The following is a 24,729-nucleotide window of genomic DNA, read 5'->3' on the forward strand; positions in this document are numbered from 1 at the left end:
TGTACTGATTGCGTAGAAGAACGCATCTACAAAGTGAGCAAAAAGCCAGTAGCCAGACAGAACGTCTGGCACGGGCCCTTAATACCCCTACAGCCCTTGTGGCCAAAGGCTTTGCCCATGTCGCAGGGGGCCTGCATCTCCCCCTGCGCAAAGCCCTGGCGGCGGCCTATTTCTGCTCTTCGCCCTGCACCTGACCATCCCAGCCACCCCCCAGCGCGGCGATCAATTGCACGCTGGCAATCAGCCGGCTCTGCAGCAGGCTGAGGACGCTGCGTTCGTTGCTCAGGGCAGTGGCCTGGCTGGTGACCACGTCCAGGTAGGCGATCAATCCGGCCTTGTACTGGTTCTCGGTCAGGCGCAGGGCCTCACGCGCCGAATCCAGGGCCTGCTGGCGCACCTGGGCTTCGTCTTCCAGAACCTTGAGCTGGATCATGTAGTTCTCCACCTCGCGGAAACCGTCGAGCACAGTCTGTCGGTACTTGGCCACGGTCTGGTCGTAGGCGGCTTCAGTGCGATCCACTTCCGCCGAGCGCTGGCCACCATCGAACAGGGTCATGGCCAGTTTCGGCCCCACCGACCAGAACCGGTTCGGCACGCTGATCCAGTCGGCGTAGGTACTGCTGCTGTAGCCTCCGGCCAGGCTCAGGGTCAGGTCCGGGTAATAGGCGGCCTTGGCCACGCCGATATTGGCGTTGGCCGCGATCACCGAACGCTCCGCCGAGGCGATGTCCGGACGCCGCTCCAGCAACTGCGAGGGCAGCGCTAGGGGCACCTGGGGCAGCGCCGGAATCTGCGAGGTTTCTGCCAGGTTGAACTGCGCCGGCGGCACGCCGATCAACACTGCGATGGCGTTCTCGAACTGCGCCCGCTGCCAGATCAGGTCGATCAGGTCGGCCTGGGTGCTTTTGAGCTGGGTCTGGGCCTGGGCCACCGCATCCTTGCCGGACACCCCGGCCTGATACTGGTTCTGGGTCATGGTCAGGGAGCGCTGGTAAGCCGCCACCGTGGCTTCCAGCAAGCGCTTCTGCTCATCGATCACCCGCAGTTGCAGGTAGTTCTGCACCAGCTCCGACTGCTGGCTCAGGCGCATGGCCGCCAGATCGGCGAAGCTCGCCTCGGCACTGGCTTGATTGGCTTCCAGGCCGCGGCGCAGCTTGCCCCAGATGTCCGCCTCCCAGCTCACCCCCAATTGGGTGTTGTAGGTGTCACGAATGCCGCTGCTGGAACTGCTCAGCCCCGAGTTGCTGCTGCCGGTGCCCTGGCTGGCCCGGGTCTTGCCGGCGCTCAAGTCGACACTGGGAAAGAACGCCCCCCGGGAGCTGCGCACCAGGGCCTGGGCCTGACGGTATTGCGCTTCCGATTGAGCGACGCTCTGGTTGGAGTTGTTGAGCTTCTCGATCAGGCCATTGAGCTGGGTGTCGCCGTACAGCTCCCACCAGGCGCCACGGGCCAGGGCATCGCTGGGGTTGGCCTGACGCCAGCCCTGGGCCTCCTTGTACTGCACCGGTTCGGCCACCTGGGGCCGCTGATAGTCGGGACCGATGGCGCAGGCACTGAGCAGCGCCACGCACAGGCCCAGGCTCAAGGCCCGCGAACCCCGGGCCATGGCCAGGCGCTGGGCGGACAGCGGAGAAACAGGACGGGACGATTGGTCGGTCATAGCGGCGTTTCCAGAGCGGCATCGGTACGGACCCCACGCCAGTGGTTGAACTTGTGGCGCAGGCGATCGAGGTAGAGGTAGACCACCGGGGTGGTGTAAAGGGTCAGGATCTGGCTGAAGACCAGGCCGCCAATGATGGTCAGGCCCAGGGGCTGGCGCATTTCCGAGCCTTCGGCGTTGCCCAGCAACAAGGGCAAGGCACCCAGGATCGCCGCCAGGGTGGTCATCAGGATCGGCCGCAGGCGTTGCAGGCAGGCACTGCGGATCGATTGCAGCGGGTCCAGGCCCTGGTGGCGCTCCAGTTGCAGCGCCAGGTCGATCATCAGGATCGCGTTCTTCTTCACCACCCCGATCAGCAGGAACAGCCCCAGCAGCGAGATCAGGCTGAACTCGCCGCCCAGCACGTAGATCGAGAGCAAGGCACCGACCCCGGCCGACGGCAGGGTGGAGAGGATGGTCAGCGGGTGAATGTAGCTTTCATAGAGCACCCCGAGCACCAGGTACACCGCCAGCAATGCCCCGAGAATCATGAACGGCTGGCTCTTCTGGGTGGCGGCGAAGGCGTCGGCGGTGCCGGCCATCTTGACGATCACGTCCTCGGGCATGCCCAGCTTGGCAATCGCCCGCTCGATGGCCGCGGTGCCCTGCTCCACCGTCACGCCTTCGGCCATGTCGAAGGAAATGCTTTCCGAGGCGAACTGCCCTTCGTGGCTGACCCGGTCGTCTTCCAGGCTGTTTTCATAGTGGGCGATGGTCGACAAGGGAATCCGCGCGCCCTCGCTGGTGATCACCTGCACCTGATTCAGGGTAATCGGGTCCCGGGCGTATTTCGGGTTGACCTCCATCACCACCTGATACTGGTTGAGGCTGTCGTAGATGGTGGAGATCTGCCGCTGGCTGTAGGCGTTGTTGAGCACGGCGGTGACCATGTCCATGTCCACCCCCAGGCGCTTGGCCTGGTCACGGTCGACGATCAGAGTCACTTGCTGGGCGCCGTGGCCTTCGCGGGCGTCGATGGCGGTCAGCTCAGGCAAGGCGCGCAGCGCGGTCACCACTTTCGGGTACCACTGGCGCAGCTCGCCCAGATCGCCGCTTTGCAGGATGTAGGAGTACTGCGAGGTGGTCTGCTCGCGGCCGCCGCCGAACTGCAGGTCCTGATCGGCCATCAGCATCAGTTGCGCGCCGGGCACCTTGGGCATTTCCTTGCGCAAACGCTCGATGACCTTCTGCGCCGAGATGTCGCGCTCCTTGATCGGCTTGAGGCGCACCAGCATGAAGGCGTTGTTGGTGCCGTTGCTGCCGCCGATAAAGCCGGCCACGCTTTCCACCGCGGCGTCCTTGAGCACCGCGCGGCGGAAGATCTCCATCTTCGGCTGCATCACGCTGAAGGACAGGCCGTCGTCGCCGCGCACGAAGCCGATCAACTGGCCGGTGTCCTGCTGCGGCATGAAGGTCTTGGGCACCACCACGTACAGGGCCACGTTGACGCCGATGGTGACCAGCAGGCTGAGCAGAGTCAGGCGCTTGTGCCGCAGCACCCAGTCCAGGCTGGTGGCGTACTTGCCCACCATCCACTCGTTGCTGCGCCGGCTCCAGCGTTGCAAGGCGTTTTCCTGGCCCGGGGTGTGGGGCTTGAGCCAACGGGCGCAGAGCATCGGGGTCAGGGTCAGGGACACCACCAGGGACACCACGATGGCCGCTGCCAGGGTGATGGAGAACTCACGAAACAGGCTCTCGATGATCCCGCCCATGAACAGGATCGACAGGAACACCGCCACCAGCGACACGTTCATCGACAGCAGGGTGAAGCCCACCTCCTTGGCCCCCAGGTACGCCGCCTTCATCGGCGCGATACCTTCGTCGATGTGCCGGGAAATGTTCTCCAGGACCACGATGGCGTCGTCCACCACCAGCCCGGTGGCGAGGATCAGCGCCATCAGCGACAGGTTGTTCAGGGAGAACCCGTACAGGTACATGATGGCGAACGTGCCCACCAGGGACACCGGCACCGCCAGGGTCGGGATCACCGACGCGCGGAAATTGCCAAGGAACAGGAACACCACCAGGATCACCAGGGCCACGGCGATCAACAGGGTCATCTCCGCCTCGTGCAGGGTGGCCTTGATCACCGGCGAACGGTCCATGGCCAGGTTGAGCTTGACGCTGGCCGGCAGCACCGCCTGCAACGCCGGCAACTGGGCCTTGATCTCGTTCACCGTCTCGATGATGTTGGCCCCGGCCTGACGGTTGATCACCAGCAGCACCGCCGCATCGTCGTTGAAGAAACCGCTGTTATAGCGGTCTTCCACGCCGTCGCTGACCTTGGCCACGTCTTTCAGACGCAGGGCCGCACCGTCCTTGTAGTGGATGATCAGCGGCTCGTAGTCGCGGGCCTTTTCCAGCTGATCGTTGGCCTGGATCTGCCACAGCCGCTGGTCATCCTCCACCGAACCCTTGGGCCGACGCTGGTTGGCGTTGGCAATGGCGTTGCGCACGTCGTCCAGGGCCACGCCGTACTGGTTGAGCAGTTGCGGCTCCAGCTCGATGCGCACCGCCGGCAAGGAGCTGCCGCCGATCTGCACTTCGCCCACGCCCTGCACCTGGGACAGGCTCTGGGACAGGATGGTCGAGGCCAGGTCGTAGAGCTGGCCCTTCTCCAGCACATCGGAGGTCAGCGACAGCACCATGATCGGCGCCTGGGACGGGTTGACCTTCTTGTAGGTGGGCATGCTGCGCATGCCGCTGGGCAGCAGGTTGCGCGAGGCGTTGATGGCCGCCTGCACTTCCCGGGCTGCGCCGTTGATGTCGCGGTCCAGGTCGAACTGCAGGATCACCCGGGTCGAGCCCTGGCTGGAGCGGCTGCTCATGGTGTTGACCCCGGCAATCGCGCCGAACGAGCGCTCAAGCGGCGTGGCCACGGTGGACGCCATGACCTCGGGGCTGGCCCCGGGCAGGCTGGCCTGGACCACGATCACCGGGAAATCCATCTGCGGCAGCGGCGACACCGGCAGCAGGCCGAAGCTGACACCGCCCAGCAGCATGATCGCCAACGACAGCAGCATGGTCGCCACCGGGCGTTTGATGAAAGGTCCGGACAGGTTCATGGCTGAACACCCCGGGCTGGAGGCTGGCTGCGGCCCTTCATGCCTCCACCTCTTGGGCGTCTTCACCTTTGCCGAAGCGCCGGCCCAGGCGGTCGAAGTACAGGTAGATCACCGGCGTGGTGAACAGGGTCAGCACCTGGCTCACCAGCAGGCCGCCGACCATCACCAGGCCCAGGGGCTGGCGCAGCTCGGCACCCGAACCCGTGGCCAGCATCAGCGGTACGGCACCGAACAGCGCCGCCAGGGTGGTCATCAGGATCGGCCGGAACCGCAGCAGCGCCGCCTGGTAGATAGCCTGTTCCGGGGCCATGCCCTGGTGGCGTTCGGCGTCGAGGGCGAAGTCGATCATCATGATCGCGTTTTTCTTGACGATGCCGATCAGCAGGATGATGCCGATGATCGCGATCATGCCCAGGTCATTGCCGCTGAGGATCAGCGCCAGCAAGGCCCCCACCGCCGCCGAAGGCAAGGTGGAGAGAATGGTGATCGGGTGGATGTAGCTCTCGTAGAGCACGCCGAGCACGATGTACATGGTCACCACCGCCGCCAGGATCAGCAGCAAGGTGCTCGACAGCGAGGCCTGGAAGGCCTCGGCGGCGCCCTGGAAGCGGGTCTGCACCCCCACTGGCATGCCAATGTCCTGCTGCACCTGTTCGATGACGTTAACCGCCTCCCCCAGGGCCACTCCGGGCGCCAGGTTGAAGGACATCATCACCGCCGGGAACTGGCCGATATGGGCGATGGCCAGTTGCGCCTGGCGCTCCTCGACATGGGCCAGGCTCGACAGCCGCACTTGCCCGCCGTCGGTGGTCTTGACGTGGATCTGCTCCAGGGCCTGGGGGCCGATGCGCTCGCCGGCCTGGGCCTGGAGCACCACCCGGTACTGGCTGGCCTGGGTATAGATGGTGGAAATCTGCCGCTGGCCGAAGGCGTCATACAGGGCGTCGGTGATGTTGGCCACCGAAACCCCGACCCGGGACGCCGCATCGCGGTCGATCACCAGGTACACCTGCAGGCCCTTGTCCTGCAGGTCGCTGGCCACGTCGGTGAGTTCCGGGCGCTGGGCCAGGGCTTCGCTCAGGCGCCCGCTCCACAGGGCCAGCAGCTCGGCGTCCGGCGAAGACAGGCTGAACTGGTACTGGGTACGACTGACCCGGTCCTCGATGGTCAGATCCTGCACCGGCTGCATGAACAGGCGGATGCCCAGCAGTTTGTCCACCTCAGGCTGAATCCGCGCAATCACCTGGGCCGCGCTCAGGTCACGCTGGTTGTGGGGCTTGAGGTTGATCAGCAGACGGCCACTGTTGAGGGTCGCATTGTCGCCGTCGACGCCGATGTAGGACGACAGGCTTTCCACGGCCGGGTCCTGCAGGATGATCTTCGCCAGGTCTTGCTGGCGTTGGCTCATGGCGGCGAAGGACACCGACTGCGGCGCCTCGGAAATGCCCTGGATGACCCCGGTGTCCTGCACCGGGAAGAAGCCCTTGGGCACCACCAGGTACAGGAACACGGTCAGGCCCAGGGTGCCGACGGCCACCATCAGGGTCAGGAACTGGTGCTTGAGCACCCATTGCAACTTGCGCCCGTAGCTTTCGATCAACCAGTCGATCCAGGCGCCGCTGGCGCGGTAGAAACGCCCCTGCTCTTCAGGCTTGGGCTCACGCTTGAGCAGCCGCGCGCACATCATCGGCGTCAGGGTCAGGGACACCACCAGGGAAATCAGGATCGCCACCGCCAGGGTGATGGCGAATTCGCGGAACAGCCGGCCCACCACATCCGCCATGAACAGCAGCGGGATCAGCACCGCGATCAGCGACAGGGTCAGGGAGATCAGGGTGAAGCCGATCTGCTTGGCGCCCTTGAGCGCCGCCTGCATCGGGCTGTCGCCCTCCTCGATAAAGCGCGAGATGTTCTCCAGCATGACGATGGCATCGTCCACCACGAAACCGGTGGCGATGGTCAGGGCCATCAGGGTCAGGTTGTTCACCGAAAAACCGGCCAGGTACATCACCCCGAAGGTGCCGATCAGCGACAGCGGCACGGCAATCGACGGAATGAGGGTGGCGCTGGCCCGACGCAGAAAGAGGAAGGTCACCATCACCACCAGGGCGATGGCGATGAAAAGCTCGTGCTGCACATCCTTGACCGAGGCGCGGATGGTCTGGGTGCGGTCGGTGAGCACCGTGACGTCCAGGCCCGCCGGCAGGTTGTCGGTGATGCTCGGCAGCAGCGCCTTGATCCGGTCCACCACCTCGATCACGTTGGCCCCGGGCTGGCGCTGGATATTGAGCAGCACTGCCTGGTTTTCGTTGGCCCAGGCCGCCAGCCGCTCGTTCTCGGCGCCGTCGACGATCTCGGCGACATCCTTCAGGCGCAGCGGTGCGCCATTTTTGTAGGCCAGAATCAGCTCGGCGTAATCCTTGGGCGAGGTCAGCTGGTCGTTGGCATCGAGCATCGAGACCCGGGTCGGGCCGTCGAAGTTGCCCTTGGGCTGATTGACGTTGGACGCGGCAATCAGGGTGCGCACGTCCGCCAGGTTCAGGCCGTTGGCCGCCAAAGCCTCGGGGTTGACCTTGATCCGCACCGCCTGGCGCTGGCCCCCGGCGATGCTGACCATGCCGACGCCGCTGATCTGGGCGATCTTCTGTGCCATGCGGGTGTCGACCAAGTCATTGAGCTTGGGCAACAGCATGGTCTTGGAGGTGATGGCCAGGGTCAGCACCGGGGTGTCCGCCGGGTTGACCTTGTTGTACACCGGCGGCGCCGGCAGGTCCTTGGGCAACAAGTTGGTGGCGGCGTTAATGGCCGCCTGCACCTGTTGCTCGGCCACGTCCATATTGATGTCGAGGCTGAACCGCAGGGTCAGCACCGAGGCGCCACCGGAGCTGGTGGAGGCCATTTGGGTCAGGCCGGGCATCTGCCCGAACTGGCGCTCCAGGGGCGCGGTGACCGCGCTGGTCATCACGTCCGGGCTGGCCCCGGGGTACAGGGTCATGACCCGGATAGTCGGGTAGTCCACCTGGGGCAAGGCCGAGACCGGCAACAGGCGATAGGCGATCAGGCCGGCCAGGACAATGGCCAGCATGCTCAGGGTGGTGGCTACCGGACGCAGGATGAACAGTCGCGAGAAATTCATGCGCCGACCTTTTGCGCCTTGCCATCAGCCGGCTTGCCATCCGCGGCCGGTGCAGCGGCGGGCTTGCCCAGCAGGTGTTCGGTGGGGCTGGTGGGCACTTCACTGCTGTCGTTGACCACTTCCACCTCGCTGCCGTCCTTGAGGCGGTCGGTGCCTTCCATCACCACCCGGTCACCGGCCTTGAGGCCGTCCTTGATCACCGTCAGCTCGCCGTTGCTGTCGCTCACCTGCAGTTGGCGGATCTTCACCTTGTTATCACCATCCAGGGCGTAGACGAAGGTGCCGTTGGTGCCGAACTGGATCGCGGCCGAAGGTGCCAGCACCACATTCTTCAGGGTGTCGGCCAGCAGCCGTACATTGACGAACTGATTGGGGAACAGGCCCTGGTCGCGGTTATCGAAGCGCGCCTTGAACTTCAGGGTGCCGGTGGTGGTGTCGATCTGGTTGTCCAGGCTTTGCAGCATGCCGCTGGCCTGCAATTTCACATCGCCACGGTCCCAGGCTTCCACCGGCAGCTTGGCGCCGCTGTGGTAGCGCTTGAGCACGGTGTCCAGGCTGTTCTCCGGCAGGGTGAAGGCCACGCTGATGGGCTGGGTCTGGGTGATGATCACCAGTGCCGTGGTGTCGTTGGCCGACACCAGGTTGCCCACGTCCAGCTGACGCAGGCCCACGCGTCCGGCGATGGGCGCACGGATATTGGTGAATTCGAGGTTGAGCTTGGCGTCGTTGACCGCCGCCTGATTGGTCTTGACCGTACCCTGGTACTGGCCCACCAGCGCCGCAGCGGTGTCCAGGGTCTGTTTGGCGATGCTGTCCTGGGCGTACAGGCCGCGATAACGCTCAAGGTCGACCTGGGCGTTCTTCAGCTGGGCCTGGTTCTGCAGCAGGGTGCCCTCGGCCTGGAGCAAGGCATTCTGATAAGGACGCGGATCGATCTGCGCCAGCAGGTCGCCGGCCTTGACCATCTGCCCTTCCTCGAAGTTGACCTTGACCAACTCCCCCGCTACCCGGCTGCGCACATTGATGGTGTTGAGTGCCGTCACCGTGCCCAGGGCCTTGTAGTACAGCGGGAAGTCGCCCTGAGTCACCGGCGCCACCCGCACCGGGATCGGCCCGCTGGCACCGCCGAAGCCAGGGCGCAGGCTGCCGCTGCGTCCGGTATGCCCGGCCGCGGCCTTCGCCTGAGCACCCTCTTTGGGGGCGCTGCCGGCGGGCCAGAATTTCCAGCACAGGCCGATCACCAGCAGCAGGACAAACAGGCCGAACAGCCAGCGACGAGAGTTGCGGGGAGCAGAGGATTGCATGGAGTGATCAACCATTGGGCGCGTGGGAGTCTTCTTTGGGGAAGGCTGAAAGATAAGCACTAGAGCGGTTTTAGCAAAGCGCCTTTACCGGCAATTTACCTTTGACTGACGTTTCAAGGTGCGGCGCTAAGCCACTGAAGCACAAATAAAAACGGCCTGGACAGAGCCAGGCCGTGAATAATTGTAAAACCTGTTACTTGAGCACGGCCAGGGCCGCGTCGTAGTTCGGCTCTTCGGCGATTTCCTTGACCAGCTCGCTGTGCAGCACGGTGTCGTTTTCATCCAGCACCACCACGGCGCGGGCGGTCAGACCGGCCAGCGGGCCGTCGGCGATGGCTACGCCGTAGTTTTCGATGAACTCGCGACCGCGCAGGGTCGACAGGTTCTGCACGTTTTCCAGGCCTTCGGCGCCGCAGAAACGGGCCTGGGCGAACGGCAGGTCAGCGGAGATGCACAGCACCACGGTGTTGGCCAACTCGTTGGCCTGGGCGTTGAACTTGCGTACCGAGGTGGCGCAGGTCGGGGTGTCGACGCTTGGGAAGATGTTCAGCACCTTGCGCTTGCCGGCGAGGCTGCTCAGGGAAACATCGGCCAGACCGGCGCCTACCAGGGAGAACGCAGGGGCTTTGGAACCCACTTGCGGCAGTTGGCCGTTGACCTGAACCGGGTTGCCTTTGAGAGTGACTTGAGCCATGAACGGAGTCCTTTATTGAACAGTGATGATGGAACAGCAATGAGAAATTCTTGAGAGGCCGAAGTTAAGCATGAAACGGCGCAGGCACCTATTGCCGGGCGGATAAATTGTCCAACAAACCGCTTCAGCAGCGCCCCGGCGAGCCGCGCAATGATCGTGGATCGTGGATCGGCAATCGGTAATCGGTAATCGGTAATCGGTAATCGGTAATCGGTAATCGGTAATCGGTAATCGGTAATCGTAGGAGCTGGCTTGCCAGCGAAGACGTCCGCAAGAGCACCGCAAGGCTCAAGGGCCCTTTCGCCGGCAAGCCGGCTCCTACAGGTGCGCCAGCAGCAAGTCCGCTACCGGGCCGCCGGAGGCCGGGTTCTGCCCGGTGATCACCCGCTGATCCTGTACGGCAAATGGTGCCCAGGGCGCGGCGGCCTTCTGGTACAGGGCACCGCGCTTGACCAGTTCGGTTTCCGTCAGGTACAGCACGTATTGGTCCAGCTCGGCCAGCTTTTCCTCTTCATTGGAGAACCCGGTGACCTGCTTGCCAGCGATCAGCAACGAACCGTCCCCCAGCTTGATGTTGAGCAAGCCCGCCGCGCCATGGCAGACCGAACTGACATAACCACCCTGCTCGTAGATGTCACGGCTCAGGGCCTGCAACTCGGGGTTGTCGGGAAAATCCCAAACCACGCCATGCCCGCCGGCGTAATAGATAGCCAGGTAATCCTCGGAGCGGACCTGCTCCGGCTTCAGGGTCGCGCCCAGGCGGCTCATGAAAGCGCTGTCCTGGTACCACTGCCAGTCGGTGTCGTCCGCCATGGCCAGGCTGTGGGGATCGATGGGCACATAGCCGCCCTTGGGGCTGACGTAATCCACCTCGAACCCTGCCGCCTCGACCTTTTTCACAAAGTGCACCGCCTCACCCAGCCACAGGCCGGTGGCACGGTTCAAGGTCGGGTACTTGGCCACGCTGGTCAGGACCACCAGAATTTTCTTGCTCACGGCATGCTCCTTGGCTATCCACACAGAGAATCACGAAGACGGCTCGACGCTCAGCAAGCGCACCATGTTGCGGTGCCGGGCATCGAAAATACGCGCCATGTAGGCGTTGACCACCAACCGTTCCAAAGGTGCACCGCCGATGGCCCGATAGGTCACCCGGTCGGTGTACAGGGTCCCCCCTTCGGCGGCCTCCACCCGATGCTCATGGCGAAAGGCTCGCAACGGCCCCTTGAGCATTTCATCGACAAAATGCCGGTCGCTCACCTCACGTATAACCACCGTCCATGTCGCCGGAATGACACCCCACATCCAGTGCCTGAAGCTGAACTGGCGCCCGGCGCTGATCCGCAGATCGTGCAGATCGATGCCCCCAAGGGCGTGACGGGCTCGGGAAAGATCTTCGGAAAGTTGGCCCCCTCAAGACAGAAATCCAGGACCTGAGCCGGGCTGCAACCTGCCAGAAAAGTCGTGCGTTCAACTACGGGCATACCTGAAGGCTCCTTCCTCAACCAGAATACACATCACATAACGGATTAGGATAATCCTATAACTAGTTGTTTTTATTGGCTTTATTATTCTACAAACAACATTAACTTAACCTTATAAATAACAAGGTAATAGTCATAAATAACTTGAGGTTGCCCATTCCCTTCGAGCAGCCCCATACAGCTCGGAGCACAGCTTCCGCGCATGGCAAATCAGCGCAGACCCGATCCCTGCCGCCCCCTACGGCCAACGCTGAACCGTCCTGGCCTTCCTGCTTTTCAATAGACAGATTCGAGTCGGGGACTTTTATCCGGGAAACCGGTAGGGTGCGCAATTTCCTCCATCCATTACTGGATGTTGCTGCCGGTTGCACGGAGTTTTACCGCCCAATGAGTTGCTGGACCCTACTCGGCCTGCCCGCCACCGCAGATACCCGGACCATCAAGCGCCACTACGCCAGGCTGCTCAAGCAGACCCGTCCGGATGAAGACCCGCAAGGTTTCCAACGCTTGCGCGACGCCTATGAAGAGGCACTGGCCCATAAGGATTGGGAGCAACAGAACGAGCCCCTGGAGACGCTCGAGACCTGGGCAGACAACGCGCCGGCAACCTTGGCGCTGTCACCGGTGCAGCGGGTGGCCATGTTGCTCAAGGAGCTGCCTGTCGATCAGCTCGACCAGCGCTATCAGCAGGCCCAGGAGCAGGCGTGTGCCTATGAGTTCGAACTAGCCCTGCTGCGCTATTGCGTCGAACACCCGGCGCAAGCCGACGCGGTGTTGCACTGGGGGTTCGAGCGTCTGCGCTGGATGAGTGCCTGGCAACGCCTGGATCTGCCGGAGTATCTGGTGCAGGAGTTGCAGCAGCAGCTCTATCAGCGAGTACAAGAGCCACTGGCCGCAGCCCTGGAGGCCAAGGATGAAGCGGCGTTCCTGAAGGCCTACGCCCAGCGTTCAGCCCATGCCTGGCTGCTGCACCTGCAACACCGACAATGGTTCAACCAATGGCTGGCACAAACACTGGCCAACAGTCCTTATTGGTCGGTGGCGGTGTTCCAGGCGGTCTGTGCCGGCCAAGGCTGGCACACCAACAGTGCAGACAACTGCCCGGAACAGCTCTGGCCGCGGCTGTTGAAACGCCATCAGGCACCGCTGTACCTGGCCCACCAGCAACAACTGGCGAGCGAACCGCCGAGCACCCCGGAACACCGTGCGGCACGCTTGTTACTCGCGCCCCTGAGCTTCAGTCAGCGCCGCGCCTGGGCCCGACACCTGGGCAACCTGGACTGGCAGGCCTGCCACAAGCTGGCCGCAAGCCTGGCGGCAGACTACCCGCAAGTCGCCGCCGGCATGCCCGCCAGCAATCCCTACTTCTGGCGGGACTGGGAACACGCGATCAACAGCTGGCCGATGCTCCTGGGGGTGGTCCTGGCCTGCCTGACCGGCGCCGTGAGCCAGTACAGCGGGCAAGACGCCAGCCCCTGGGAGATTGTCGGCGTCACGCTGGTCTGGGCCCTGTGCTTCTGCGCCGCGGGCGAAGGGCTGCAGCGACTTTGGCGCCCCCTGAGCCAACGCCTGTTCCAGTGGGACGAGCGCCTCAGCCAACACCTGCCTCGGCACCAGACGCCCTATCACGACGTGCAGCTGATCCGCGACCTGCTGCCCGCGGCGCTACTGGGCGCACTGCTGGGCGTGGCGATCCACCCAGTAGCCACTATCACTTATCTCGGGGTCCTGCTGCTGGTGGCCCTGGCCCGTCAGCGCCAGATCGACCCGCTGAACGCCTGGCAACGCATCAACCCCTGGCCGCGTCGCCTGCTGCTGGGCACAGGACTGGTGCTGCTGGTGGCCGTCATCGCCACCCTCAAGTGGTTCGACGAGCGCTACACCGCCGGGCGTTATCAGGGCCTGCAGCCCTGGACCGAACGGCTGTGCGCGCGCATGCCGGCCGATACCCCCGAGTGCGCAGCACCGGCCACCCAGGAGCAGTGGTACCCCAAGGAGGAGCGGCCATGAGCCAACGCCCCTTGTTGCTTTTCGGTTGCACGCTGATTTTCGGCTTGTTTGCGCTCCTGGCTGCCGGAGCCCCGATCGCCCGCTTCGAACTGTGGCTGGCCGGCCTGGACAGCCCCGCCAGCGCCCAGGCCGCGGCCAGGGCGCCGCTGATCGACTGCGTCAACCAATACGATGTGCCTTGGCGCCTGGGCTACTACACCTACGGCACTCAAGCGGCCTGGCGCGCGGCGTTCACCGACCTGCTGAACAATGCCAAGGACTTCGCAGACGGCGCGAAGACCGACATGGATACCCTGCCCGCCCGCGACTGCGAACCGCGCATGCTCTATCGGCTGCGCCACCTGCAACCCGACGCCCCGCTGATCGGCCTGGCCGAGCGCTACATCGACGCACTGCACCAGGCCAACCTGGCCCGTCGCGCTCATTCCAGCGCCGTACCCGGTGCTTACATGCCGGCCGAGGAAGACGCGGCCACTGTTGCCCTGCTCAAGCCCAAGTTCGACCACTATCTGCAAGCCTCCGCCGACCTGCGCGCGGCCCTGGCGAGCGCAGACATCGGCGCCCGACGCGAGCAACAGCGGCTGCTTGAGCAACGCCTGGGGCAGGACATCCACTGGCACCTGCTGGACTACATGATCCAGGCGCGGCTCACAGTGGAGCAGATCAGCCAGGGCATGCGCGAGAAAACCCTGACCCCGGAGCAACTGGCGCAAGCCAGCCAGTATCTGCAACAGGCCTGGGATGCCGGGCAGCCCTTGCGCAACCGACCACAGAGCAGCCGCACCCAACCGGCCTATTACCTATGGAGCCAGATCACGCGGCCAGCGCAGCGCTACCAGCAAGCCCTGCTCGCCCTGCAGCAGGACTGGCAGAAACAGGCTGAGCCACAGCATCTGAGCGAGGACTATCACGCCATCATGCGGGCCTACGACTCGCTGCTCAGCTACTACAACAAGCAGGCCCAGATGGACTATTGAAGCGGCAGCGGCGCTGTTGGCCGCCGCCGGACAGCCAGGCCCTAACGCCCCTTGAACTTGGCGAAAGACTGGTGGAAGTCCGCCGCCCAACCGTCGATGACGTTCTTCACGTCATCGGCCTTCATCACTTGCGTGTCGTTTTCCAGGGGCTTGCCAGTGCCCTTGCGCACCACCTGGGCAATGACCTTGCCGCTGCTGCCATCGAGAAACACTGCCTCGGTGCCCAGCGTGGTTTGCTGGTCGCGAATTCCGCTGGCGGTGCTGACCGCCGCTGCCACCAGGGCCACAGGAATGATTTCATAAGGCTTCAGGCCTTCGGTTTTACTGCTGACCGCCGTGATTGCCGCCCGCACCACTAGCACCCCCGGCCCGGGGCCTTGAGCCAGGGGCAGGCTGCGCGCCGCCTCACGCCTGAGGGCCTGGTCGTAGTACTGATTGATGCCGTCGAGGGTGCTCTGGGGAATCTTCGCCGTGGCTTGTGGCTGCGGATAGAACTGGGTGGGTTCGATGTAGATCGCCCGGTACCGGTCGGTATCCAGCTTGGGATCGATCCAGCGCATCACCTCCACCCCGGAGGGCGACTTGGCCTCCTTGAGTCGGCTGTAATCCTGGAGAAACCCGGAGTATTCGTCGGGCTGGGTCACGTTGCTGGAGCAGCCGACCATGGCCAAAGAGGCAAGGCACGCCGTGCCGATCATCAATGCAAGTTTCATGGGTAACTCCTGTAGGTGAAACAGCCAGGAACTGGCCAGGGGAGTTACAGGTATAGCCAAAAGTTTGTCGCTGGGCAGGGTGTTTTTAGGATGGAAAGGCCCCAGGGGCCCCGGCGAAAGCCATCTTCGGGGCCCCTTCGCCGGCAAGCCGACTCCTACGGAGAAGGTGCCGGCGGTTACCGACGGCGGAACAGCGGCCGCGGCTCGATCACTGAGCGGCCATAGAGCACGCTCATGCCCACCAGTCCCTTGAGAGCGTCCAGGGCGCATTTGTCTTCGCGCACGGCAAAGCTGTCGAAGCCGCACTGGCGCATATGGCTCAGTTGATCGCGCAGCACGTCGCCAATGGCCCGCAACTCGCCCATCCAGCCCAGGCGGGTACGCAGCAGGTAGGCCTGGCTGTAGCCCCGGCCATCACGAAAGCTCGGGAAGTCCACGGCAATCAGCGGGATCAGCTTGAGCCAGGGCTTGAGGCTTTCCACTTCGTCATCCGGGCCGATCCATACGCCGTCCCGGGCCGGGTGATGCTCGATGCGACGCATCAGCCACAGAGCCAGGGGCAGGATCAGCGGCCCGTCGGGCAGCGTATCGTCAACCCCGCGCACCAGGCTCCAGGCATCGTCCTCGACCAATTGGGCTTCGCCCTCGCACAGCCGCAGCAGATTGTTCATGCCAGCGCCTCCAGGGCCTTGGGATAGACCCGCTCCTTGAACGGCTCCAGGCCGATGCGCTGCAGGGTCTCGACGAAGGGTTCGTCGCTTTCGCGGTAGCGCACGAAGGTGGCGATGATGCGCTCGATCACTTCGGGGATTTCCTCGGCGCTGAAGGACGGCCCGATCACCTTGCCCAGGGCGCTGTCACGGCCCTTGGCGCCGCCCAGGGTGACCTGGAACCACTCGCTGCCGTTCTTGTCGACCCCGAGGATGCCGATATTGCCGATGTGGTGGTGGCCGCAGGCGTTCATGCAGCCGGAGATGTTCAGGCTGATGTCCCCCAGGTCATGGAGGTAGTCCAGGTCCTCGAAGCGCTGCTGGATGGCCAGGGTAATCGGCAGCGACCGGGCGTTGGCCAGGGCGCAGAAGTCGCCGCCCGGGCAGGCGATGATGTCGGTCAGCAAGCCCGCGTTGGCGGTGCCCAGGCCGTGCTCAGAGGCACACTGCCAAAGCTCGAACAGCTGCGACTTGGGCACATCCGGCAAGACGATGTTCTGTTCATGGGCAATACGGATCTCGCCGAAGCCGAAACGCTCGGACCAGTCGGCCACCGCCTCCATCTGCTGACCGGTGACGTCCCCCGGCGGCGAGCTTGGCCCCGGTTTGGTGGACAGCACCACGCAGGTGTAACCCGGCACCTTGTGCGGGTGCACATTGCGCGCCACCCAGCGGGCGAAGGCCGGCGACTCGGCCAGGTGGCTGCCGTAATCCAGATCGGTGTCCGCCAGGCGCTCGTAGATCGGCGGCACGAAGGCGCTGGCGACCCGCTGGTACTCTTCGTCGGTGAGCTGCGCCGGACCGTCCTTGAGGTGCTGCCACTCCTCCTCCACTTCCTTGGCGAAGGCCTCGATGCCCAGGGCCTTGACCAAGATCTTGATCCGCGCCTTGTACTTGTTGTCACGCCGGCCATAGCGGTTGTAGACCCGCAGCACCGCCTCGACGTAGGACAGCAGGTGCTGCCAGGGCAGCCCGTCACGAATCTGCAGGCCAAGGATCGGCGTGCGCCCCAGGCCCCCGCCGACGATCACGCGCAAAAGCATTTCGCCGCTGCGGGCACGATAAAGATACAGGCCGATGTCATGCATCATGATCGCCGCGCGGTCCTGCCTGGCCGAGCAGATGGCGATCTTGAACTTGCGTGGCAGGAACAGGAATTCCGGGTTGATGGTGGACCACTGGCGCAGGATCTCCGCCAGGGGGCGCGGGTCCAGGTACTCATCGGCGGCGACCCCGGCAAAGGCCTCGGTGGTGATGTTGCGTACGCAGTTGCCGGAGGTCTGGATGGCGTGCATCTCCACCTCGGCCAGGCGCTGCAGGATGTCCGGCACCTGGGCCAGCTCGATCCAGTTGAACTGCAGGTTCTGCCGGGTGGTGAAGTGACCGTAGCCGCGGTCGAAATCCCGGGCGATGCTGGCCAGGGTGCGCATCTGCCGGGCACTCAGGGTGCCGTAGGGAATCGCCACCCGCAGCATGTAGGCGTGCTTCTGCATATACAGGCCGTTCTGCAGGCGCAGGGGCAGGAACTCCTCCTCACTCAGTTGGCCGCCCATGAAGCGCTCGACCTGATCACGAAACTGCGCCACCCGCTCAAAGACCAGGGCCCGGTCATAGTCGTCGTACTGATACATGTGCCTACCTCATCCTCATCGGTGCTGGTCGTGCTCGAAACGGCGCGTATTGTGAGGGGGCGACTATGCGCGTACGGCGCAGAACGTTACAGATTCAGGTAAAAACTAAAAAACCATATCAGCCGCCACCATAGCGCCGTGGACATGAGATAAATCTGATCCGTATTAATGCAGTTTTTCTGAGCCTGTTTTGTTTCCCCGCTGATTCCTACAGTGCACCCCGTGCCAGACCGGGTGGCCTGGCAAGACTTTGCAAACGTGGAAGCATTGACCATGAACTCAGCAACAATCGGACAGGCTTACAACTACAAGGTGGTTCGCCAATTCGTCGTCGCAACCGTGGTATGGGGCGTGATCGGCATGGCCATGGGGGTGTGGATCGCCTCGCAACTGGTGTGGCCGGAGATGAACCTCGATCTGCCCTGGAGCACCTTCGGCCGCCTGCGGCCGCTGCACACCAGCCTGGTGATCTTCGGCTTTGCCGGCAGCGCCCAGTTCGCCGCCAGCTACTACGCCGTACAGCGTACCTGCCAGGTGCGGCTGTACTCCGACACCCTGGCCGCCTTCACCTTCTGGGGCTGGCAGTCGGTGATCGTGATCATGCTGATCACCCTGCCCCTGGGCTACACCACCACCAAGGAATACGCCGAGATCGAATTCGCCGGCGCGGTGTGGATGGCGGTGGTCTGGGTGGCCTATGCCATCGTCTTCTTCACCACCGTGGTGCGGCGCAAGAGCCAGCACATCTATGTCGGCAACTGGTTCTTCGGCGCCTTCATCCTGGTGATCGCCATGCTTCATGTGGTCAACCACCTGTCGATCCCGGTGGACTGGTTCAAGTCCTACCCGGTGTATTCCGGCGCCACCGACGCCATGGTCCAGTGGTGGTACGGGCACAACGCCGTGGGCTTCTTCCTGACCACCGGCTTTCTCGGGATGATGTACTACTTCGTGCCCAAGCAAGTGGGACGCCCGGTGTATTCCTATCGCCTGTCCATCGTGCACTTCTGGGCGCTGATCACCCTGTACATCTGGGCTGGCCCGCACCACTTGCACTACACCGCCCTGCCGGACTGGGCGCAGTCCCTGGGCATGGCCATGTCGCTGATCCTCCTGGCCCCCAGCTGGGGCGGCATGATCAACGGCATGATGACCCTCTCGGGCGCCTGGCATAAGTTGCGCACCGACCCGATCCTGCGCTTTCTGGTGCTGTCCCTGGCGTTCTACGGCATGTCGACCTTCGAAGGCCCGATGATGGCGATCAAGACCGTCAACGCCCTGTCCCACTACACCGACTGGACCATCGGCCATGTGCACGCCGGGGCCCTGGGCTGGGTGGCAATGATCACCTTCGGTGCGATCTACCACATGGTGCCCAAGGTCTTCGGCCGCGAGCAGATGTACAGCGTGCCGCTGATCAACCTGCACTTCTGGCTGGCCACCATCGGCACCGTGCTCTACATCGCTTCAATGTGGGTCAACGGCATCACCCAGGGCCTGATGTGGCGCGCGGTCAACGAAGACGGCACCCTCACCTACTCCTTCGTCGAGGCCCTGGTGGCCAGCCATCCGGGGTTCGTGGTGCGTTTTGCCGGTGGTGTGTTCTTCCTCAGCGGCATGCTGCTGATGGCCTACAACACCTGGCGCACCGTACGCGTGGCCGATGAAGATCTGGCCCTGAGCGACGCGCAGATCGCCTGAGCCAGGCATTGCCCGCCGGTCCCAGTGACCGGCGGCTTTTTTAGGGAGCCGGATGAGCGATGGATATTCTGTTCAATCTGCTGGGGGTGGCGTTTCTCTACCTCAGCATCGAGTACTGCCTGCGCCACCAGAGCGCCAAGAGCCTGGATGACGCCAGCCTGATTCCCTTTGCCGACGACCCCGACGTGGCGCATCGCGTGGAATTGGCCACTGGCAAGAAGATCAACGCCGTGGCGCCGGAAGAGCCCAAGCCGGGATGGATCAACCTGGACATGTAACGCACTCCGTAGGAGCCGGTTTGCCGGCAAAGAGGCCCGCAAGACTTGTACATGGCCGGAGGCCGCTTTCGCTGGCAAGCCAGCGCCTAAAGTTGCCGGTGCTGCGTGTTACCCATAAGAGCCGGCTTGCCGGCGAAGGGGCCCGCAAGACCTGCACATGGCCGGCGCTCGCTTTCGCCGGCGAGCCAGCGCCTGCATCAGGCGCGCTCGCGGGGGATCAGGCTCTGCAATTGGGCCGCCAGGAAATTGCCGTCGAAAACGAAGGTGTCGGGGTCCTTGAGGCCGTTGGTCTTGCGCCATTGCCAGGCGCCACTGGCCTCGCCCACCAGGGAAACACTGCCCAGGCGCGCCGCCGTCAGGCCGATCACCGCCAGGGAAATCTGCCCATTGGGCCCCATCACATCCGGGACGAACTCCACTGGTTTGCCAGCGATGACGATGGTCAGCTTCTCGCTGTAGAAGCTGGAGCTTTCCAACGGCAATGCCGGGCTGAAGGCCACATAAGGCTCGCGGTGCAGCTCCAGCAGATCCGGCAGCAGCACCGGTGCCAACCACTGTTCAATCTGCCCGAACAGCTCATGAATACGCCGGGCCCAAACCACCGACTGGCTGTCGAACAGCTGCTTCTTGTGGGCTTCGCTGGCGGCGTAGTGGCGGAGCATCTCGCCCAGTTGCTGGATATCGTCCATTGCGGTGTGTCCCTGGCATCGACCTTTGGGAACTGCAGGTCGCCGGTATTGATCATGGCAGATGCCGGTCCCGGGCGTTGGGGTGTTTACCCCAGGGCCAGCCCATTCCTCTAGCCGCTGGCACCGGCCTTGCCCCGGCATGTCGCTGCGGGCCGTTTACTGCCCGCGGCTGGGATACCGGACAGGTACAGGGAGACAGGAGTGAAAACGCAGCCGGTACTGGCGCGGGGTCAGGCCGAGGCTTTTGCGCAAGGCGCTGCCCAGGTGCGATTGGTGGGCAAAGCCGCTGTCGTGGGCAATGGCCGCCAGGGGCAGGTCCGTGCGTTCCAGCAAGCGCCGGGCTGCCTGCAACCGCACCTCGGTGATCCAGGCATGGGGCGTCAGGCCGACGGCGCGGCGAAAGTCCCGCAGCAGGCGCAGTTCGTTGTGACCGTAAGTGAGTGCCAATTGCGCCAGGGACAAGGGCTGGGCGTACTGGTCGGCGATCTGCTCCAGCACCTGGCTCAGGCGTGGTAACGCTGCGGTGGGGCGCTGGCGGGACTGGGACAGGCCGACAAAGGCCAGGGCACAGTGCTCCAGGGACAACTCATCGATGACAGGCGCCAACAGCAGGCGCCGGGCTTCACGCCCCAGGGCCAGGGCCTCGGCATGCCCCGGACGCTGCAGGCGGCGCTCGCCGGGGATCAGCGGCGTCTGCTCCTGCCAGCGCGCCAGCAGGTATTCGCCGCCACGGGCAGATTCGGAGAACACCTCAACGCCCTTGGGCGTCAAGGCCAGGGTGCCGGGCCAGGTGTCGAAATCCTCGCGCCGATCGGAGTCGATGGCATGCACCCCGCGCTGGCGTTCCAGGGTCACACCCAGGGTCTGCCACTGCGCCGGATCGCGCGCGCTGTAGGCGGCTGCGGGCAACAGTTGCAGAAGCAGCCGACCGCCCAGCAGACGGTGTTCGAGGACCTCGGGCATGTGAAATTTCCTGATAGATCGCCAGCTCAGGCGAGACGAAACTGAAGCTCACTCACCCACACCACAGAGGAGTTGCCCATGCGCACCATCGGCCTGATCGGCGGCATGAGCTGGGAGTCCAGCGCTGAATACTACCGCCTGATCAATCAGCAGGTTCGCGATCAATTGGGGCCGCTGCGCTCGGCGCGGTTGCTAATGTACAGCGTCGACTTCGGGCCTGTCGAACAGGCCCAGCACGCCGGGCGCTGGGATGAGGCGGCGCGGATTCTGATAGACGCCGCCCAGCGATTGCAGGACGGCGGCGCCGAGTGCCTGGTGCTCTGTACCAACACCATGCACAAGGTGGCCGAGCAGATTCAGGCGGCCACTGCCGTGCCCTTCCTGCATATCGCCGACCCCACGGCCCAGGCCGCTCTCGCGGCCGGCACCCTGAACGTCGGGCTGCTGGGCACCGCCTTCACCATGGAGCAGGAGTTCCTCAAGAGCCGCCTGAGCCAACAAGGACTGAATGTGCTGGTGCCCGATGCGCAGGAGCGCCAGGCGGTGCACCGGATCATCTACGAGGAATTGTGCGTGGGGGTCATCAGCGACGCGTCGCGCCGGGTGTACCAGCAGGTGATCGAATCACTCAGGGCCCGCGGCGCCCAGGCCATCATCCTCGGCTGCACGGAAATCGGCCTGCTGCTCAAGCCAGAGCACAGCCCCCTGCCCCTGCTCGACACCACCGAATTACATGCCCGGGCGGCGGTGGATTTTGCTTTGCTGGAGTGAACCTCAAGGCCCGCAGGGCCTTGCTTGGCGATCGCCTGCCGAACTTCGGGCGGCCTCAAGATCCCCGCGTCTCCTGCGGAGCCGACCGCAGCCTGCGGCAGCGGCTACAAAATGGCTCGGCACTGACCTGTAGCCGCTGCCGAGCCCTGGCGAGGCTGCGCAAAGGCCCGCAGGGCCTTGCTTGGCGATCACCTGCCGAACCTGGGGCAGACTCAAGATCCCCGCGTCTCCTGCGGAGCCGATCGCAGCCTGCGGCAGCGGCTACACAAACCCGGCCTCAACGACGCAGACGGGCCATGCTCAGCACGTCGACGTATTGCCCGCCACGGATGGCGTAGTCCCGCAGCTGGCCTTCGGTTTCAAAGCCGAACTTCTGGTACAGGCCGATGGCCGCCTGGTTGTCGGCATACACCGTGAGTTCGACCCGGCGCAGGTTCATCCAGTTATCCGCCACCTCCAGCACCGCCGCCAGCAGACGGCTGCCGACGCCCTGGCGCTGCCAGGCCGGGGACACCCCCATGGCTACGTCCGCGCAATGGGCGCGGCGCACCCGCGCCACCTGCAGCAGGCTGCAACTGCCGATCACCGCGCCCTGGTGCAGGGCCACCAGGGCCACCAGCCCTTCATTGTCCTGCCCCAGCCCCACGCGCTTGCGCCACAACTCGCGGGACTGGTAAGGCAGTTGCAGGGTCTGGGCCGCCACGCTGGGTTCGCTGTACAGCGCCGTCAGACCCTCGATATGGGCTTCGGTGCAACGCTCGATAACGATAGTGGGGTTGGCGTTAGGCATGGCCGGTCTTCCTTGAAGTGGAAATGGCCATCGAGTGTAAGGGCATGAGTGCGACTCTGGCGAGGCACTCAAGCGCAGAGCGGCACAGGCCTCAGAAACCATTGCCCTGCAGCTCGGGCGACTGACTGTGCTGGCGCCGCAGATCCTCGGCGTAGCGTGCAGGTGAAAGCCATTGCAAAACCAAGCGTTGCAAGGCATCTGGCAATGCCAGGTAGCGAAACACCCCCGGGTTCAAGGTTTCTAGCGGGGCCAGGTGCAATGCCGACAGATAGAAGCGCACATCACGCAGGCACTCGTAAGGACGCAGGCCGCCAATGCGCATGACCGACTTATCCTTGCCCGTTCCGAACGCTGCATTGATGCAGCGCTTGAGGATCGCCGCCTCGATCTCCCCCTCGGCACTGGCGGCGCTCAAGGCAGCCTGCAGAAGCTCGCTCAGGCGCTGCAACGGATTGCACAGGTACTCAAGCGGGTGTTCACAGTGAGCGAGGATGTAGCGGTTGTATTGGTGGATCATGATGAGCGCCACATCCGTGCCCATCGGGCTCAGGGTGCGCGTACAACGGCCGAATTGGGTTTCATAGGCAATCCGGTGACGGATGTCCCGTTGATCGACACAGTCATCGAGAATCGCCTCCAGCTTGTCCGTGGCATGGGGCTGGAACCCTGGGTCGTACTTGTATTTGAAGGCATAGACGAAGGCAAGGAGCTCCATCGCCAGCCACCCCAGGTGATGCTGGGCGTGATAGGTATCCAACAGCATCTTGAGCGCCTTGATCTGCTGTTGAGCCGCCACTGCAAGCAGTTGCTCACGCTGCGGCCCTTCGGTTTGTGCAGCCTCGACCAGGGGCCTGAGGGCCAACGCGGCCTTTGCGAACGCCTCCTCACCCAGAAGCCGCTGAATCAGGGTCAAGGAAGAAGAAAAGATTGCGTTGAGCAGGAACAGCGACAACGGCATGTCCTGGAACAGTGCCAGCCAGTGCTCCCGGTCTGCCCCGTATCTCCTAACCAACACCTGAACACTGTTTTCGACCCGTTGCAGCCGGCGCCCGACATCAAGGTCACTCTTGATCTGCTCCAGCAAGACATAGGCATGGAACTGCCCGGCATTGTGCTCGATCAGGCTGCGAGTCGCCTTTGAGCGCCCTACTTGCCTGGCGTGTTGCGACAGAAAGTCACCGGGTTCCACATGCTTGATCCGGGCTTTGAAAAGGCTCACCAGGGTGCCGAACTGCAAGCTCGGCAAGCGTCCGCCAACCCTGGCATCACGCCTGGCCTGCCGATAAAGGTTGCGGTGTACTTCGTGCAACTCATCAGGCAGCACCGGCCGGGGCTCCGGCAACGACCAGCGACCAGCGGCATGCAGCACCTTGGCACCTTCGAGCAACTGCTCCAGTTGCTGGATGACGGCCTGGGCTTTCTTCAGCGGTCGACCCAATGCCAACTCCAACGCCTTCAAGGGCGCGTCGACCGAAGTTCTAGCGGGAAACGAATCATGACGAATCAGGCGCCCCAAGCATCGCAGGAACTGCAAGACAGCCACCAGCGCCCTTTGCTGGGGAATCTTCAAGCCCTGCGCGACCTGTAGCAGAGACGCTTCCAGGCTCGCCAGAATGGCCTCCCGGGTCGCCTCCGGGTCGCCGAACAGCCGGTCCCCATAGCACTCATGGCAACGTGCCAGATAGCGCAATGGGATCGATGCCTGCTCGTTCTCCAGCGCGTCCTCAAACATCTGCTCAAGCTGTGGCCACACGATCAGCCAGAAATACAAGTGCGCAGCACCTACGTCCTTGTCGGGAAACAGGGCCACAACCCCCAGGTGCTTGTGAATCTCCCGCACATTGCCCAACACCGGGGTCAGCAGCGGATCATCGGTCCCGCCCGTGATTCGCCGTGTCACTACGTCAAGCATTGCCGCCTCGCGCTTCTGGCGCTGCTCCAGGCTTTGGCCCTGCCGTGGCAAGGGCTCCTTCGACCTTTTGAACACTGCACGCTCGTAAAACAGCTCGATGACTTCGTGAAACTTGGGAATCCTGTTAATCAAACCGCGCCCACCCTCCGTTGTTCTGCGCCCATCCTGAGAGGTTCGTCGTGGCGCTACAACATTTTCCCGT

18 protein-coding genes and 1 pseudogene are annotated in these 24,729 nt (G+C 63.8%); 5 read left to right on the top strand and 14 right to left on the bottom strand.

The annotated features are described in order from the left end of the window. Nucleotides 1-166: 166 nt before the first annotated feature. From LOY69_RS16225 to LOY69_RS16255, 7 genes and pseudogenes are all read right to left on the bottom strand, one after another. Nucleotides 167-1,660, bottom strand: coding sequence for an efflux transporter outer membrane subunit (locus LOY69_RS16225; RefSeq protein WP_102879181.1), 1,494 nt, complete (start codon nt 1,658-1,660; stop codon nt 167-169). Next, nucleotides 1,657-4,764, bottom strand: coding sequence for an efflux RND transporter permease subunit (locus tag LOY69_RS16230; protein WP_102863428.1), 3,108 nt, complete (start codon nt 4,762-4,764; stop codon nt 1,657-1,659). The genes LOY69_RS16225 and LOY69_RS16230 overlap by 4 nt, the downstream gene beginning before the upstream one ends. A gap of 37 nt (nt 4,765-4,801) precedes the next feature. Then, entirely contained in the window at nt 4,802-7,900 is a 3,099-nt protein-coding gene (locus LOY69_RS16235) for an MdtB/MuxB family multidrug efflux RND transporter permease subunit (RefSeq protein WP_102863427.1), read from the bottom strand. Next, a complete protein-coding gene (locus LOY69_RS16240) occupies nt 7,897-9,219 on the bottom strand; it encodes an MdtA/MuxA family multidrug efflux RND transporter periplasmic adaptor subunit (protein WP_265073207.1) in 1,323 nt (440 codons plus the stop codon). The genes LOY69_RS16235 and LOY69_RS16240 overlap by 4 nt, the downstream gene beginning before the upstream one ends. Before the next feature lie 178 nt (nt 9,220-9,397). Next, a complete protein-coding gene (tpx, locus tag LOY69_RS16245; protein WP_102863425.1) occupies nt 9,398-9,898 on the bottom strand; it encodes a thiol peroxidase in 501 nt (166 codons plus the stop codon). 318 nt (nt 9,899-10,216) lie between these two features. Beyond that, nucleotides 10,217-10,894 (bottom strand): type 1 glutamine amidotransferase domain-containing protein, encoded by a 678-nt coding sequence (locus LOY69_RS16250; protein ID WP_265073208.1) that lies wholly within the window; start codon nt 10,892-10,894, stop codon nt 10,217-10,219. Between the two features lie 30 nt (nt 10,895-10,924). Further along, nucleotides 10,925-11,382: pseudogene (locus LOY69_RS16255) on the bottom strand (SRPBCC family protein). Between the two features lie 387 nt (nt 11,383-11,769). Between LOY69_RS16255 and LOY69_RS16260 the strand changes: the two are divergent. Both LOY69_RS16260 and LOY69_RS16265 read left to right on the top strand, forming a co-directional pair. Continuing rightward, nucleotides 11,770-13,392 (top strand): J domain-containing protein, encoded by a 1,623-nt coding sequence (locus LOY69_RS16260; RefSeq protein WP_110596851.1) that lies wholly within the window; start codon nt 11,770-11,772, stop codon nt 13,390-13,392. Next, the gene (locus LOY69_RS16265) at nt 13,389-14,369 is read left to right on the top strand and encodes a YiiG family protein (RefSeq protein WP_265073209.1); all 981 of its coding nucleotides are present in this window, start codon (nt 13,389-13,391) and stop codon (nt 14,367-14,369) included. The genes LOY69_RS16260 and LOY69_RS16265 overlap by 4 nt, the downstream gene beginning before the upstream one ends. A 41-nt stretch (nt 14,370-14,410) precedes the next feature. Here the strand turns inward: LOY69_RS16265 and LOY69_RS16270 are convergent, their stop codons facing one another. From LOY69_RS16270 to LOY69_RS16280, 3 genes are all read right to left on the bottom strand, one after another. After that, nucleotides 14,411-15,082, bottom strand: coding sequence for a DUF3313 domain-containing protein (locus LOY69_RS16270; RefSeq protein ID WP_102879173.1), 672 nt, complete (start codon nt 15,080-15,082; stop codon nt 14,411-14,413). A gap of 176 nt (nt 15,083-15,258) precedes the next feature. Continuing rightward, nucleotides 15,259-15,753, bottom strand: coding sequence for a DUF934 domain-containing protein (locus LOY69_RS16275; RefSeq protein WP_102879172.1), 495 nt, complete (start codon nt 15,751-15,753; stop codon nt 15,259-15,261). Next, complete coding sequence (locus LOY69_RS16280; protein ID WP_102863418.1) at nt 15,750-17,423, bottom strand: nitrite/sulfite reductase; 1,674 nt, start codon at nt 17,421-17,423, stop codon at nt 15,750-15,752. Before LOY69_RS16280 ends, LOY69_RS16275 begins: the two co-directional genes overlap by 4 nt. 273 nt (nt 17,424-17,696) lie before the next feature. Between LOY69_RS16280 and ccoN the strand changes: the two genes are divergently transcribed. Continuing rightward, the gene (gene ccoN, locus LOY69_RS16285; protein ID WP_110653302.1) at nt 17,697-19,124 is read left to right on the top strand and encodes a cytochrome-c oxidase, cbb3-type subunit I; all 1,428 of its coding nucleotides are present in this window, start codon (nt 17,697-17,699) and stop codon (nt 19,122-19,124) included. 59 nt (nt 19,125-19,183) lie between these two features. Continuing rightward, entirely contained in the window at nt 19,184-19,402 is a 219-nt protein-coding gene (locus LOY69_RS16290) for a cbb3-type cytochrome c oxidase subunit 3 (RefSeq protein ID WP_110596855.1), read from the top strand. A 197-nt stretch (nt 19,403-19,599) separates the two neighbouring features. On the opposite strand, the gene LOY69_RS16295 is transcribed toward LOY69_RS16290, so the two are convergent. Both LOY69_RS16295 and LOY69_RS16300 read right to left on the bottom strand, forming a co-directional pair. Further along, nucleotides 19,600-20,091, bottom strand: a complete 492-nt coding sequence (locus tag LOY69_RS16295; RefSeq protein WP_102879170.1) for a hypothetical protein — start codon at nt 20,089-20,091, stop codon at nt 19,600-19,602. Nucleotides 20,092-20,247: 156 nt separating this feature from the next. Then, nucleotides 20,248-21,054, bottom strand: a complete 807-nt coding sequence (locus tag LOY69_RS16300; protein ID WP_253085928.1) for a helix-turn-helix domain-containing protein — start codon at nt 21,052-21,054, stop codon at nt 20,248-20,250. 78 nt (nt 21,055-21,132) lie between these two features. On the opposite strand from LOY69_RS16300, the gene LOY69_RS16305 reads away from it, so the two are divergent. Next, entirely contained in the window at nt 21,133-21,825 is a 693-nt protein-coding gene (locus LOY69_RS16305) for an aspartate/glutamate racemase family protein (RefSeq protein ID WP_102879168.1), read from the top strand. A gap of 277 nt (nt 21,826-22,102) precedes the next feature. Here LOY69_RS16305 and LOY69_RS16310 read toward each other — a convergent pair whose 3' ends face one another. Together LOY69_RS16310 and LOY69_RS16315 are read right to left on the bottom strand one after the other, a co-directional pair. Beyond that, nucleotides 22,103-22,615 carry a GNAT family N-acetyltransferase gene (locus LOY69_RS16310; RefSeq protein ID WP_265073210.1) on the bottom strand — a complete coding sequence of 171 codons (513 nt, stop codon included), beginning with the start codon at nt 22,613-22,615 and terminating at the stop codon, nt 22,103-22,105. A 91-nt stretch (nt 22,616-22,706) separates the two neighbouring features. After that, on the bottom strand, nt 22,707-24,602 hold the full coding sequence (locus LOY69_RS16315) for a hypothetical protein (protein WP_146036623.1): 1,896 nt from the start codon (nt 24,600-24,602) through the stop codon (nt 22,707-22,709). Nucleotides 24,603-24,729 lie beyond the last annotated feature (127 nt).

This window comes from Pseudomonas sp. B21-059, assembly GCF_026016285.1.
Taxonomy (GTDB): Bacteria; Pseudomonadota; Gammaproteobacteria; order Pseudomonadales; family Pseudomonadaceae; genus Aquipseudomonas; species Aquipseudomonas danubii.